Source organism: Chryseobacterium tagetis (genome assembly GCF_016735585.2).
Classification (GTDB): Bacteria; Bacteroidota; Bacteroidia; order Flavobacteriales; family Weeksellaceae; genus Chryseobacterium; species Chryseobacterium tagetis.
This window is the reverse complement of record NZ_JAERSE020000003.1, coordinates 26335-39639: the sequence shown is the minus strand read 5'-3', so window position 1 is coordinate 39639 and position 13305 is coordinate 26335. Positions and strand designations below refer to the sequence as shown.

At 34.4% G+C, this 13305-nt stretch carries 14 protein-coding genes and 1 riboswitch; of the genes, 3 read left to right on the top strand and 11 right to left on the bottom strand.

Translation table 11 applies throughout. The features are described 5' to 3' along the window. Nucleotides 1-116 precede the first annotated feature (116 nt). On the top strand, nucleotides 117-1910 hold the full coding sequence (locus tag JI747_RS10145; protein ID WP_225688322.1) for an endonuclease: 1794 nt from the start codon (nucleotides 117-119) through the stop codon (nucleotides 1908-1910). A gap of 136 nt (nucleotides 1911-2046) precedes the next feature. Here the strand turns inward: JI747_RS10145 and tssD are convergent, their stop codons facing one another. The 4 genes from tssD to namA all read right to left on the bottom strand — a co-directional run bounded on the left by tssD (nucleotide 2047) and on the right by namA (nucleotide 4474). Beyond that, entirely contained in the window at nucleotides 2047-2451 is a 405-nt protein-coding gene (gene tssD / locus JI747_RS10140) for a type VI secretion system tube protein TssD (protein ID WP_225688320.1), read from the bottom strand. A 299-nt stretch (nucleotides 2452-2750) separates the two neighbouring features. After that, entirely contained in the window at nucleotides 2751-3083 is a 333-nt protein-coding gene (locus tag JI747_RS10135) for a CCC motif membrane protein (protein ID WP_225688318.1), read from the bottom strand. Between the two features lie 29 nt (nucleotides 3084-3112). After that, complete coding sequence (locus tag JI747_RS10130; protein ID WP_225688316.1) at nucleotides 3113-3397, bottom strand: DUF2752 domain-containing protein; 285 nt, start codon at nucleotides 3395-3397, stop codon at nucleotides 3113-3115. 24 nt (nucleotides 3398-3421) lie between these two features. Beyond that, nucleotides 3422-4474 carry an NADPH dehydrogenase NamA gene (namA, locus tag JI747_RS10125; protein ID WP_225688315.1) on the bottom strand — a complete coding sequence of 351 codons (1053 nt, stop codon included), beginning with the start codon at nucleotides 4472-4474 and terminating at the stop codon, nucleotides 3422-3424. 105 nt (nucleotides 4475-4579) lie between these two features. Here namA and JI747_RS10120 point away from each other — a divergent pair, with 105 nt between their 5' ends. Further along, a complete protein-coding gene (locus JI747_RS10120) occupies nucleotides 4580-5062 on the top strand; it encodes a cytidine deaminase (protein WP_225688313.1) in 483 nt (160 codons plus the stop codon). A gap of 16 nt (nucleotides 5063-5078) precedes the next feature. Next, nucleotides 5079-5281: riboswitch (cobalamin riboswitch) on the top strand. A gap of 118 nt (nucleotides 5282-5399) precedes the next feature. Beyond that, complete coding sequence (locus tag JI747_RS10115) at nucleotides 5400-7301, top strand: TonB-dependent receptor plug domain-containing protein (RefSeq protein WP_225688311.1); 1902 nt, start codon at nucleotides 5400-5402, stop codon at nucleotides 7299-7301. 202 nt (nucleotides 7302-7503) lie between these two features. Here JI747_RS10115 and JI747_RS10110 read toward each other — a convergent pair whose 3' ends face one another. From JI747_RS10110 to JI747_RS10080, 7 genes are all read right to left on the bottom strand, one after another. Next, the gene (locus JI747_RS10110; RefSeq protein WP_225688309.1) at nucleotides 7504-8925 is read right to left on the bottom strand and encodes a CCA tRNA nucleotidyltransferase; all 1422 of its coding nucleotides are present in this window, start codon (nucleotides 8923-8925) and stop codon (nucleotides 7504-7506) included. Between the two features lie 112 nt (nucleotides 8926-9037). Beyond that, nucleotides 9038-9586: an L-threonylcarbamoyladenylate synthase gene (locus JI747_RS10105; protein WP_225688307.1), complete on the bottom strand. Its 549-nt coding sequence runs from the start codon at nucleotides 9584-9586 to the stop codon at nucleotides 9038-9040. 213 nt (nucleotides 9587-9799) lie between these two features. Further along, nucleotides 9800-10225, bottom strand: coding sequence for an IS200/IS605 family transposase (gene tnpA, locus JI747_RS10100; protein ID WP_225688304.1), 426 nt, complete (start codon nucleotides 10223-10225; stop codon nucleotides 9800-9802). Nucleotides 10226-10347: 122 nt separating this feature from the next. Continuing rightward, nucleotides 10348-10851: a DinB family protein gene (locus JI747_RS10095; protein WP_225688302.1), complete on the bottom strand. Its 504-nt coding sequence runs from the start codon at nucleotides 10849-10851 to the stop codon at nucleotides 10348-10350. A 94-nt stretch (nucleotides 10852-10945) separates the two neighbouring features. Further along, the gene (locus JI747_RS10090) at nucleotides 10946-11398 is read right to left on the bottom strand and encodes a GNAT family N-acetyltransferase (RefSeq protein ID WP_225688300.1); all 453 of its coding nucleotides are present in this window, start codon (nucleotides 11396-11398) and stop codon (nucleotides 10946-10948) included. Between the two features lie 6 nt (nucleotides 11399-11404). Beyond that, the gene (locus JI747_RS10085) at nucleotides 11405-11884 is read right to left on the bottom strand and encodes a nuclear transport factor 2 family protein (RefSeq protein ID WP_225688298.1); all 480 of its coding nucleotides are present in this window, start codon (nucleotides 11882-11884) and stop codon (nucleotides 11405-11407) included. 192 nt (nucleotides 11885-12076) lie between these two features. Beyond that, nucleotides 12077-13246 carry a cystathionine gamma-synthase gene (locus tag JI747_RS10080; protein ID WP_317197622.1) on the bottom strand — a complete coding sequence of 390 codons (1170 nt, stop codon included), beginning with the start codon at nucleotides 13244-13246 and terminating at the stop codon, nucleotides 12077-12079. Nucleotides 13247-13305 lie beyond the last annotated feature (59 nt).

Genomic DNA, 13305 nt, shown 5'->3' with positions numbered 1-13305 from the left:
TATCAACAATAAAATCTTATTTCTATTAAAAATTTAAAATAAATATTGTAAAATATTAACAATTTTGTAATTTAATAGTAATAAAATTATATTAACCTTACCAAAAAATAAATTATATGAAAAAGATTTTCTTTTTTCTGGGTTTTGCTTCTTTAGCAACTGCCCAGGCTCCTTCCGGATATTACAATTCAGCGAATGGATTAACAGGTGCAAGTCTGAAAACCGCATTAAGTACGATCATCACCAACGGACATCAAGATAAAGGATACAACGGATTGTGGACCGGATATAAAACCACTGATATTGATAAAAATTATGAAAATGACGGTTCTATTTTAGATATTTACTCTGAGAAACCAACCACTACTGATCCTTACAAATATACTCCGGTAACTAATCAGTGTGGAACGTATTCTGTGGAAGGAAACTGCTACAACAGGGAACACATTATTCCACAAAGTTTATTTAATGAGGCTTCACCGATGGTTGCTGACATTCATTTCATCAGAGCTACTGACGGAAAAGTAAACGGAATGAGATCCAATTATCCTTTTGGAAAGGTAGGAACAGCTACTTTTACTTCTAAAAACGGTTCAAAACTTGGAAATTCTGCTTCTTCAGGATATTCGGGAACTGTTTTTGAACCTATTGATGAGTTTAAAGGGGATGTGGCAAGAATGATATTTTATTTTGTCACTCGTTATCAAAGTAAGCTTTCATCTTTTACTTCTGGAGATATGTTGGGAAGTTCCACTTATCCGGGATTACAAACCTGGGAACTGAATGTTTTATTGGCATGGCATAATCAGGATCCTGTTTCTCAGGCAGAAATCAACAGAAACAATGCATCGTATACTTATCAGGGAAACAGGAACCCTTTTATTGATAATCCGGGATATGTGGATTTAATTTGGGGATCTCAGCAACCTGCTGCAGATACGCAAGCTCCAACTGCCGCGACAGGACTTTCTGTTTCAGGAACGACATCAAGCAGTATTTCTCTTTCGTGGAATGCTTCAACAGATAATGTAGGAGTAACTTCTTATAATGTTTATATGAACGGGAGTCTGAAAACGACTGTAAGTTCCGCATCAGCAACCATTTCAGGACTATCTGCTTCTACCACTTACAGCTTTTATGTTGTAGCAAAAGATGCTGCCGGAAATTCTTCTTCAAACAGCTCAACTGTTTCGGGAACAACTGCAGGAACCACCACTTCAACAACGAATTGCGTGAACGAAACTTTTGAAACCATCCCCGCAAGCTCTGCTTCGTATTCAACAAGAACATGGACAAACAGCGGAATTACATGGACTGCCACTGATGCAAGAACTGATCAAACCATTTCTAACAAAGCCATTACTGTAAGAGACGGTTCTTTGAAATCCAGTACTTCGGCAAACGGAATCTGGTCACTTACAGTAACCACTCAGTTGAAATTTACAGGAACCAACGGAACATTCAATGTTCAGGTAAACGGAGTAACAGTAGGAACTGTTCCTTATAGTACAACTGCAACTACTACAACAATCAACAATATCAATACTTCAGGAAATGTAGTCGTGACTTTAGTAAATAGCTCCGCCAGTAATCGGGTTGCCATCGATAATCTAAGCTGGACCTGCTATGGAGGAGCTTCAAGAATGGCAAATAATATCTCACCTGTTTTAACTACTGAAAACACCACGTTACAGATTTTTCAGAATCCTATTTCTAATCAGGAGATTTTTGTAAAAGGGGATACAGGAAGTATTCAGAAAGCAGAGATCTATAATCTTCAGGGGAAACTGATGCAGAGCATTAATCAGCCTTTTAAGAACACCAGAAATTCAATTAGAATCAAGAATCTTGAGCAGGGAGTTTATATTTTAAAATTGGATCAGACTACCTTAAAATTCATTGTGAAATAATACTTATCCCATAAAGACTTCTCGAAGAAACGGGAAGTCTTTTTTATATCACTAATAACCTTTTATCATAGAAAAGACTGCCTACAATAGACAGTCTCTTTTTATGAATGTTGATGATGTGGTGTGTATTGTATTGTTAAGCAGAAGGCCAAAGTCCTTCGTAAGCAGAATTACCATAATTGATTTTCTCTGCACTTACCGTAAAACTGATCAGCATTGAGTTTTCGTCTACTGCATCAAAGTCTACTTCATGCTCAATTACATATCCGTTTTCCCAGTTCAGAGTAATCAGAGTTCCTTCTTCGTGAGATTTGTTGAAAGTAATTTCCCCGCTTGTCGGTTTATATTTCCCGTTTAATAGGCTTTCCAGAATATCAGATTTCTCCGTTGCTTCTACAGTAAGTTTGATAATTGCGTTAGAAGGATCTGAAGCTACTCTACCTGAAACATCTGTGGATCTTGATACGCTGTAGTTCAGCTTTAATAATTTTTGACCTTCTCCATTGTTGAATTTTAAAATTCCTCTTGAATTTGCTGCCATGATCTGTAAATTTTAATTGTTAATATTTCGTGATTTGGTGATTAATATGAGACAAAGATAGAACCAGCAATCTGATCTCAAAAACTTTTAAACATGAATTTCAAATTTTGTAGTAGTTCTACGATTCTTTGTAGTAGTTCTACGACTTTCCGTTCTTCCGGATCATTTTAAAGTTTCCAAACAACAGAATCAAAATCAACAGTTTACTGTTTATATTTAATTTTTATTGGAATTCTATTGAGATTGCTAAAAAATAAAGACCGCAATTTGCGGTCTTTATTTTTTTATTATTAATTAAATTAATGTCCTTGAATTTCTCTGATTCTCTCTTGTAGCAATTGCGGATCTGAAAGTGCATCTATCCCAATTACAGCAATAATGTAAATAAAATAAATAATTGAAAGAATGTTTAAAACAAGTCCAATTATACAAAGAATTCTACCTGTATTTAAATTACTATAATTATCATATTCGCCGGGATTTTGCTTATATAACTTCATATCTTTTCCGCTAAGTACAAGTCCGATGATTGAAGTAATAAGACCTACGACCCCATAACAGCAGCAAGTAATGATAGATACGATTCCTAAAACAAGTACCGCCGTCGCGTTGGGTAGTTTTTGTTGATTCATAGTTAAATTTTTTAATGATTGTGTTTAAATTATATATAAAAATGTTTGTAAAAGTAAGCAACCACCATGATTACCGAGTTCATAATCGCTAAAAGAATAATCAAATTTCCATAATTCCTTTTTCTGTCAATAAAATTCACCCCAACTACACCTAAAAAAAGCAGTAAGGTATATACAGCAGGAAACATATGAAAGGCTTCTGCAAATCTGCCTTCAAAAACCATTACGATTGCTCTTTGGGCACCACAGCCAAAACATTCTATTCCTAGAAACTTTTTGCTTGGGCAAGGCAACATAAAGTCTTCGATTTTCATATTCTATTTTTTGGTGGCTCTAAATTAAGAAGAAATTTTTGCTCTCAAATACTGATGCGGAAAAAAAGATTCTTCCTTCATTTCAAACGAACCCTGCACCGCAATATACGGATTTCTAAGAATTTCTCTTGCTACAAATATAAGATCTGCGTCTCCTTTCTGCAGAATTTCATCAGCCTGTTGTATTTTAGTAATCAATCCTACTGCTCCAGTTTTCACTTCTGCTTTGTTTTTAACTTCAGAAGCAAAGGGAACCTGATACCCGTCAAAAACAGAAATCTTTGCCCCATGAATGTTTCCTCCGCTTGAAACATCGATAAGATCTACCCCATGATTCTTTAATATTTTTGCCAGTTCCACACTATCTTCAATATTCCAGCCGTTTTCAGCATATTCTGTTCCAGAAATTCTGACAAAAAGTGCAACATTTTCATTTAATTCTTCATTTACAGCATCTACAATTTCCAATAAAAATCTAATCCTGTTTTCGAAGCTTCCTCCATATTCATCGGTTCTGATATTAGACAACGGTGACAAGAACTGATGAACCAAATATCCGTGAGCGCCATGAATTTCAATTATATTAAATCCTGCTTTCACAGCTCTTTTTGCGGCGTTTTTAAAATTCTGAACCTGTTCTTTAATTTCATCTACAGTCAAAACATGAGGAATTCTTTCAGTCGGATGATATGGAATAGGACTTGGAGCTACGGTTTCCCATCCTTCTTCCACCGGAATTTGAATATTATTCCATGTAGAACCTTTTCTCCCTGCATGAGCAAGCTGGATTCCAATCTTACTTTCGGAATTCTGATGCACAAAATCAACAATCTTCTTAAGCTTTTCAGCCTGCTCATCATTCCAGATTCCCATGCAATGATTTGTGATTCTTCCACGAGGCTCCACTCCTGTTGCTTCTACCATGATAAGTCCTGTTCCTCCTTGCGCACGGCTTCCGTAATGCACAAAATGAAAATCATTAGCAATTCCGTTTTCGCATGAGTACATACACATTGGTGACATTACCCAGCGGTTTTTTAACTCTACATTTCTAAATTGTATTGATAAATATAACATTGTTTATTTTTTTATCCGTTTTAAAATTACAAATTTAGTCTTAGTAAAAATGTATTGCCTACGTTACGAAAAAGCTTTAATTTTATCCCCCTTTTTTAATAAGACATGAGAAAAGATATACATATTAGTTATGAGCATTTCAGAAACAGTACAGAACTGAATGAAATAGAACAGGCGCTTTTTGAAAAAGCTAAGCTGGCAAGAGAAAAAGCATATGCTCCCTATTCAGATTTTTTTGTAGGATGTGCCATACTTTTAGAAAACGGAAGTATCTTTTCCGGCAGTAACCAAGAGAATGCAGCTTTTCCTTCCGGCCTTTGTGCGGAGAGGACTACTTTGTATTGGGTGGCCGCCAATTTTCCGGATGTGAAGATAAAAAAGATCTTCATTGTAGGCGGACCAAAAGAATTTTCGGAGAGCAGCCTTCCTATTCCACCTTGCGGATCTTGCCGACAGAGTATTATTGAATATGAAACCAAGCAAAATGAAAATATTGATCTTTATTTTGCAAATCTAAAGGAAGAAACGATCAAGGTACATTCTATAAAAGACCTTCTTCCATTCTCATTTGACGGAACTTATTTATAGATTTTCAAATAGTTGAAATATTTTCATTAGTTTTGCAAAAATTTTCAGAAAAGGGAATCGTGTGAAAATCACGGACTGTCCCCGCAACTGTAAATCACAATTTTATAGGAGTATAAACAATACTTTATAAAAAGATTTTTCTACAAAATACCATTGCCCAAAGCGAGAAGGTGTAGAGAATGTGAAAGTCAGGAGACCTTGCTGAAATATTAAATTAAAAAATGCTTTCGGAGGAAAAGCCTGATTTCATCGAATTTTTCAAGAATTCGTTATAATTAGTGTTTTATTTTTTCCGGTAAGCGAACTTTAACTTTAGCTATTTTTTATGAATAAAAAAATGATTTTAGTTGGAGCGATGCTTGTCACTGGTACAACCATTTTCGCACAACAACAGGAGACTCAGATTGAAGAAGTGACCGTAGCTTCTAAAATTCCTCAACAGCTCTATAAAACAGGAAAGAACGTAAAACTTTTCACGCATGAAGATCTGGAAAACTTCAAAGGACAAACCCTTAATGATGTTCTGGATCAGGTTGCAGGTTTTCAGATTACCGGGAATTTCAACAATCAGTCTGAACCTAAATCTATGAAAATCCGTGGAGGAAAAAGTGCTAATGTTCTGGTTCTTATCGATGGGATTCCGTTGAAAGATGTTACAGGAAATGACTATACAGTAACAGATTTACGTTTAATTGCTCTGGAAAATGTAGAAAGCATTGAAGTACTGAATGGTGCTTCTTCTGTACTTTACGGTTCTAATGCTACTGTTTCTGTTATCAATATTAAAACCAAGCAGTCTGCCCAAAAAGAAGTTGAAGGTATTCTTTCTGCAAGAGGAGGATCTTTCAATACTTACGCTCAAAATGCGACTGTAAAGGGAAAAATTAAAAAATTCAATTATCAGGTTAACGGCTTTAATGAAAAGTCTCAGGGAATTTCTTCGGCAGAGGGTGATGATTCTTTTGATAAAGACGGATGGGAAAAGCAGAATGTTTCAGCTAATGCAGGTTACACTGATGAGAAATTCAATGTAAATATTTCCGGAGGCTGGAATCATAACCTTTACAAATATGATGAAGGTGCTTTTGCTGACGGACAATACAGAGGAAACGACAAACAGTTCTTCACAGGCTTGAATGCCGGATTTAAATATAACAAAGGTCAGGTTGTTTTGAACTCCAGATATTCCGGAAATGAAAGAATCGGACAGAGTTTCTATACAGATCAGTACAATGATCAGTTTTCATATAAAGGAAAAAACCTTTTCACAGAATTGTACAACTTCTATAAGGTAAATGATTTTTTCAATTTTACGGTAGGAGTTCAGTATGAAAATCAGAAAATGGGATATTCTTCGCTTCCTTGGGGAGGAACTTCATTGGAAGAGGTTTTAAATGAAGATGCGACCAAACTTTCAAGCTTTGATGCATTTGCTAAAATTAATTTAAATTACAAAGGTATAAACCTTGATGCAGGAGCAAGAATGACAGATAATTCTGAATTCGGAAATCATTGGGTATATTCTGTAAATCCTTATTATTACAAAGAAACCGGAAAGATTTTCTTTAAAGTAGGAGCTTCGTTTTCGACTGCCTTTATCGCCCCTACTCTATACCAAAACTACGGATCACTTCCATATATTCTTCCCAATCCTGATCTGAAACCGGAGACTAATCAATCTTTAGAAGTTGATTTCAGCATAGGAAATAGAAATAAAACTTTGGTTTTCAACGCCAGTGCATTTCACCGAGAAGAAAAAGATGTTTTTGCTTACCAAACTGTTGATTTCATAACTTATGCAGGTCAGTATCTGAACGTAGATTTTAATAAAGTAAACGGTATTGAAATTGGTTTCGATTATGACTTCAATAAATATGTCGGATTTGGTGGGAACTTCAGTTTTGTAGAGAAAGATAAAGAAGCTACGATGCTAAGACAGCCTAAGCAAAGAGTGAATTCTTATGTTAAAATCAATCCTTTCAAAAACACCCGTATTTATCTGACGCACCAGTTTGTAGGAAAAAGAACGGATGCCTATTATGATTCTACAACATTCTCAACTGTAAATGTAGTGAACAAAGACTTCAACCTTTTCAACCTGAATGTTAACCAAAATATCAACAAGAACATCAATATTTCTGCAAATATCGGAAACCTGTTCAATACGTCGTATGTTGATGTTATCGGATATAAAACAAAACCTAGAAACTATACGTTAGGAGTTAGTTATCAATTTTAAATTCTTTGAAAACTAACTTTGATAAAGTTTTTATAAAAATCTATCCTTAAATTTCTGAATAAAATAAAGGATAAAAACACTTTTTATTTTTTTACATTATGTTGTCCGGGCGGTTTCTTCGAAACCGCCCGGATTTTGTTTGTACAAAAAAAGCAACAGATACTAAAATCCATTGCTCTATAATTTATCTAAAAGTGAGTTTTTAAGCTAAAGTCAACCCCAGTTTCTCTGCTTCCGCAATCACAAAACTTCTTGCTTCCTCGCTGTCATTTCCAATTTCACCTTCAAGAATGGCTTCCTTCACTTTTTCTTTTAAAATTCCGATTTCACGACCAGGTTTAAGATTGAACATTTCCATAATTTCTTCTCCGGAAATGGGTGGCTGGAAATTTCTTACCTGATCTTTTTCTTCCACTTCTTTAATTTTTACCGCAACATATTCAAAATTCTTTTTGAACTTTTCCTGTTTTTTAGAATTTTTTGTAGTGATATCTGCTTTACAAAGCGTGAATAAATCTTCCAGATCTTCTCCGGCATCAAACAGTAATCTTCTCAGTGCAGCATCCGAAGCATCATCGGTAATCAAAGCGATGGGACGGGATGAAAGCTTTACCATCTTCTGAACATATTTCATATCCGGACCTAATGGTAATTTCAGTCGCTGAAACAATGTTTTTACCATTTTTGAGCCTAAAAATTCATGTCCATGGAAAGTCCAGCCTGTTCCTTCAACGAATTTTTTTGTAGGAGCTTTTCCGATATCGTGAAGCAAGGCCGACCAACGAAGCCACAGATTATCTGTATTTTCAGAAATGTTATCCACAACTTCTAATGTATGATAAAAATTGTCTTTATGAGTCTGTCCTTCTACTTCTTCCACTCCTTTCAGATCGATCAGTTCAGGAATGATCAGTTTCATCAAACCCGTTTGTTCCATCAGTTTCAATCCTATTGAAGGCTTTTTGGAAAGCATGATCTTGTTGAATTCAACCATAATTCTCTCCATAGAAACAATTTTTATTCTTTCTGCTTCCTGTTTGATGGCTTCTAAAGATTTCTCTTCAATATGAAATTGTAAGGTTGATGCAAATCGAATCGCTCTCATCATTCTCAAAGGATCGTCAGAATAGGTTTGAGCCGGCTCTAATGGAGTTCTTAAGATCCCTTTTTCCAGATCATCAACTCCGTTGAAAGGATCAATTAATTCTCCGAAATTATCTTTATTTAAAGAAATCGCCATTGCATTTACGGTGAAATCCCTTCTTTTCTGATCATCCTCAATAGTTCCCCCTTCCACTTCCGGTTTACGGCTGTCTTCTGTATAACTTTCTTTTCTTGCACCTACAAATTCCAGTTCAAGATCTTTATATTTAATCATTGCGGTTCCGTAGGTTTTAAAAACAGAAACTTTCATTTTAGGATCGATTTCCTTTCCTACGTTTTGAGCCAGTTCAATTCCGCTTTGTTCAGTCACAAAATCAATATCCGTAGACGCTTTTCTTTTCATCAGTAAATCCCGAACATAGCCGCCAACAACGTATACAGACTGATTGTTTCTACCTGCAACCTCAGAGATTATTTTGAAAAGTTTTAAATTTTGATTTTGATTTAAATTGATGAACATGATTTATATTTAATTTAAAACCATTAAAGAATCAAGACTTTACGAATATTTCCCAAATTTTCCTGATGCTTTAATGGTCAAATGATTTTGCAAAGATAATTAAAATCTTTTTTTATTCCCGAAGCACTTTTATTCTATTATCACTCCATATTTTTATCACAGAAGATCCTGAATATTTTGAAACTTTTTCGCGATCCTCTTCCACTGCGTAATCTACCAGATCGATGATTTCAGACGAAATATCCGAAAATTTCAATGGGCTTTTGTTTCCACTAAAATTTGCCGAGGTTGAAACCAACGGCTTATTTAATTTGGTGATTAATTTTTTACAAAAATCATTCTTTACCAAACGGATTCCTATACTTCCATCTTCTGCCAATAATTCTTTGGGTAAACCTCTTGGATTTTCATAAACAATTGTCACCGGTTTTTCGCTTAAATCGATAATTTCCCAAGCCATTTCAGGAACATCTACCAAATCCTGCAGTCTCTTTTCAGATTCTACCAAAATGATCATGGATTTGTTCTTTTCACGCTTTTTGATGTCAAAAATCTTGTTGACCGCGTCTATATTAGTAGCGTCACATCCAATTCCCCAAATTGTATCTGTTGGATAAAGAATTGTTCCGCCAGATTTTAATATTTCTATGATGTTTTCCATTAATAATTAAAATTTTAAGTTTTAACTAAGACCAATGATATTGAATTTAATCTTAAACGAACAGATTAAAAACCCATTTCCAGTAATTTCCCAGTCGTAAATTTACAAAATCTTTGTACAAAAATCTATTTAAAATAATGGACCTATATTCAATAGGAATGGGCTTTAGCCCATTTTATAAATCATAAAATCAAATTTGGCTTTAGCCAAAACCTATTTAAAATTATATTTCTCAATAAACTCCTGATATTCTTCTATAAATGATTTCTTTCTATGATGGTTTTCTTGATTTTTAATATAATTTCTAACCGATTCGACCATAGATTCAGAAACAGAAACGGCGAAATATTCATCCTGCCAAGCAAATTTTTCTTGAGTCAATTGATTTTTATTTATCCAATGCGAAGACTCTCCTTTCAATAATTGAACAACTTTTTCAATATTTTGATTTGAACTGAGAGAAATTAAACAATGACAATGATCTGAGTAACCATTAACCATATCTAGGAAAATGCCTTTCTCATTCGCATTTTTTTTGATATGTTTCCAAACTTTTATTTTTAATTCTGAAGTGTTGAAATAAGGTATTCTATTTCTTGTCGAGAAAACGACATGAATATAAATTTTAATAAATGGCATTTGTGTTGTTTTACCAAAAATATAAATTCTTTCTTAAATTTTGGCTAAAGCAAATGGAATTGTATTAAAATTGAAAACGGGCTAAAGCCCGTCCCTATTGATAACAATTAAAATATTTTTATCTACAAGTTCGGCAAATATCTTTTCTCAATAATATTCAAATGATGGTAATTGTGCCCAATAATCAGTTTTCCGATGGTTTCTACAGAAATCTGATTTCCGTTGGCTGTTCCGATATTATTTAGAACAGATGGATCTAATGTTTCCAATAAAATTTGTGAAGATTTTCTTACCGATTGATATTCTTCCAACAAAGAATCTAAACTTCTTCCATTAGCAAAAGACTGATCGGCATATAATTCTTCATCAAAACCTGGTAATTCATTTTTATCACCTCTTGCAAAAGCTAAAATTCTGTATTGAAAAACTCTTTCCGTATCAGATAAATGCAAAAGCAGTTCTTTCAAAGTCCATTTTCCTTCTGCGTAGGCAAAAAGGGATTGCTCTTCTGTAAGATTTGTATAAATTTCAACTGTTTTTTCTCCTGAGTTCTTTAATTCTCCCAACCAGTCTTCGGATGGAATATTATCTAAATATCTCTGTACGTATTTTTGAAAATCAGTCATGTTTTTTTAGTTATATAAGTTATAATTGATAAATGATGATTGATAAATGGTAACAAGCACAATTTTTAATCATTTATAATTTATCAACGATCATTTATGCATCATTATTCGTCCATTCATAGAAATTCACTTCATCGTAAATTTCGAATCCGCAGGAGGGATATAATTGGTTTCCGATATCGTTGGATTTTCCCGTTTCAAGAAGAACACCACAAGCATCTGTAGATTTTGCCAGTTCTTTAGCTTCTCCAATTAATTCTTTTGAAAAACCTTTTCCACGATGGTTCTCGTTGATGTACAAATCATTTAATAACCAATAACGCTTCATTCTTGTTGATGAAAACAATGGATATAATTGAACAAAACCAACCAGCTTCCCTTCATTTTCAACAATAAAAATTTCAGAATCTTTGTTTTGAATCCTTTCTGTTAAGAACTTTTCAGCTGCAGGAATATCAGAATCTTTATAGTAAAATATCCTGTATTGATCAAACAGTTCGGATAATTGTGGTACATCCTGAACCGTAGCTTTTCTCGTGTTTTTCATGATTAATTACAAATGATGATCGTAACTGAGTACCCGCTTCATTTTCCAGTCTTTCCCGTCTAAAATCCAAAGAATGGTAAATTTAGCACGGCTTCCTTTATTCCATTTTCCTTTATAAAATTCGGCGAAATCGTGTTCGCCTTCTTCAATAAAAGCATACAACGTATTATTGTTGTACAAAGGATAGACTTTCATAGTGTTTGGAACCAGCTCACGTTTTACCTTGTTGGGTCCGCCGCAAATATTGTTTTTAATAGAAGCTATGAAAGCTTCTTTTCCGGAAGTAATTCCTCCTTTATCATGATAAAATTCCAGGTCGTCACTCACGATAGAATCATAATGAGAAAGATCACATGTATTGAATCCGATATCGAATATCAGACTGTCTAATTTTTTTGCCGTTTTGTACAGTTCATCAGTATTTTTCACCTGAGAATAGGCAATCTGACCTAAAATTAACAACAATACAATCTGAATCTTTCTCATTATGTTTACTTTTTTTATTTAACCACAAAAGATAGAAAAGCTTTTACACTTAAGAATTTTAAGTTCATTATTAAACTTTATAAAAGTACACCTAAGTTTTTGAAAATATTTGATTTTCTGCTTTGTAAAATTTTAATTTTAAAACTATTTAAAACCTAACATTTTCTTTTGTGACTTTTGTGGTAAAATCTATTAAGAAAAAGCTTTTTCTAAATCTGCGATAAGATCTTCTGCATCTTCAATTCCAACGCTTAAACGAACTAAGTCATCAGTAATTCCCAGTTCAGCACGTTTTTCAGCAGGAATAGAAGCGTGAGTCATCAAAGCTGGGTGATTCGCTAAAGATTCTACTCCACCAAGAGATTCTGCTAAAGTGAAGACTCTTACTTTTTCTAAAAAGCTGATCGCATCTTCTTTTTTTCCAGACTTGAATGTGAAAGAAACCATTCCTCCGAAATCTTTCATCTGAGATTTTGCCAGTTCATATTGTGGATGAGATTCCAATCCCGGATAGATTACTTTATCAACCGCAGGATGAGATTCAAGATATTTCGCAACAGCCATTCCGTTTTCAGAATGTCTCTGAACTCTTAAAGCTAATGTTTTAATTCCTCTTAATACCAAATAAGAATCATGAGGTCCTAAGATACCTCCGCTCGCAAATTGAATGAAGTGAAGTTTATCTCCCAATTCAGCATCTTTAGCGATTAAAGCTCCCGCAATAACATCAGAGTGACCTCCTAAGTATTTAGTTGCAGAGTGCATTACGATATCTGCTCCCAAATCGATCGGTCTCTGAAGATAAGGCGTTGCAAATGTATTATCAACTGCAACAAGGATATCTTTTCCTTTTGCAACTTCAACAACCGCTTTAATATCCACTAATTTCATCAATGGATTTGTTGGTGTTTCAACCCAGATCAATTTCGTTTTGTCTGTAATAACATCCGCAATTTTTGAAGCATCGTCAAAATTCACGAACGTAAATTTCAATTGATATTTTTCAAAAAGTCTGGTGAACATTCTGTAAGTTCCACCGTATAAATCATCAACAGCAATTACCTCATCGCCAGGATTTAATAATTTCAAAACACAGTCGATTGCTGCTAAACCTGAACCGAAAGCCAAACCTCTCGCTCCGTTTTCGATGCTTGCCAAAGAATCTTCCAAAGCCTGTCGTGTAGGATTGGCCGCTCTTGAATATTCATAACCGGAATGTACTCCCGGACTTTTTTGTGCGAATGTAGATGTTAAAAATACAGGAACATTCACAGAACCTGTTGCAGATTCGTGATGCTGTCCTCCGTGTATAACTTTTGTATTAAAATTCATTGCTTTATATTTTTTGGTTGGAAGCCGGATGATGGAAGCTGGATGTCTTGATAAACTTCCAACATCCGACTTCCAGCATCCAGCATTTT

Bases quoted from the DNA above. Each gene is read 5' to 3' on its own strand.
- JI747_RS10145 (WP_225688322.1), top strand. From the start codon at position 117: ATGAAAAAGATTTTCTTTTTTCTGGGTTTTGCTTCTTTAGCAACTGCC.
- tssD (WP_225688320.1), bottom strand. From the start codon at position 2,451: ATGGCAGCAAATTCAAGAGGAATTTTAAAATTCAACAATGGAGAAGGT.
- JI747_RS10135 (WP_225688318.1), bottom strand. From the start codon at position 3,083: ATGAATCAACAAAAACTACCCAACGCGACGGCGGTACTTGTTTTAGGA.
- JI747_RS10130 (WP_225688316.1), bottom strand. From the start codon at position 3,397: ATGAAAATCGAAGACTTTATGTTGCCTTGCCCAAGCAAAAAGTTTCTA.
- namA (WP_225688315.1), bottom strand. From the start codon at position 4,474: ATGTTATATTTATCAATACAATTTAGAAATGTAGAGTTAAAAAACCGC.
- JI747_RS10120 (WP_225688313.1), top strand. From the start codon at position 4,580: ATGAGAAAAGATATACATATTAGTTATGAGCATTTCAGAAACAGTACA.
- JI747_RS10115 (WP_225688311.1), top strand. From the start codon at position 5,400: ATGATTTTAGTTGGAGCGATGCTTGTCACTGGTACAACCATTTTCGCA.
- JI747_RS10110 (WP_225688309.1), bottom strand. From the start codon at position 8,925: ATGTTCATCAATTTAAATCAAAATCAAAATTTAAAACTTTTCAAAATA.
- JI747_RS10105 (WP_225688307.1), bottom strand. From the start codon at position 9,586: ATGGAAAACATCATAGAAATATTAAAATCTGGCGGAACAATTCTTTAT.
- tnpA (WP_225688304.1), bottom strand. From the start codon at position 10,225: ATGCCATTTATTAAAATTTATATTCATGTCGTTTTCTCGACAAGAAAT.
- JI747_RS10095 (WP_225688302.1), bottom strand. From the start codon at position 10,851: ATGACTGATTTTCAAAAATACGTACAGAGATATTTAGATAATATTCCA.
- JI747_RS10090 (WP_225688300.1), bottom strand. From the start codon at position 11,398: ATGAAAAACACGAGAAAAGCTACGGTTCAGGATGTACCACAATTATCC.
- JI747_RS10085 (WP_225688298.1), bottom strand. From the start codon at position 11,884: ATGAGAAAGATTCAGATTGTATTGTTGTTAATTTTAGGTCAGATTGCC.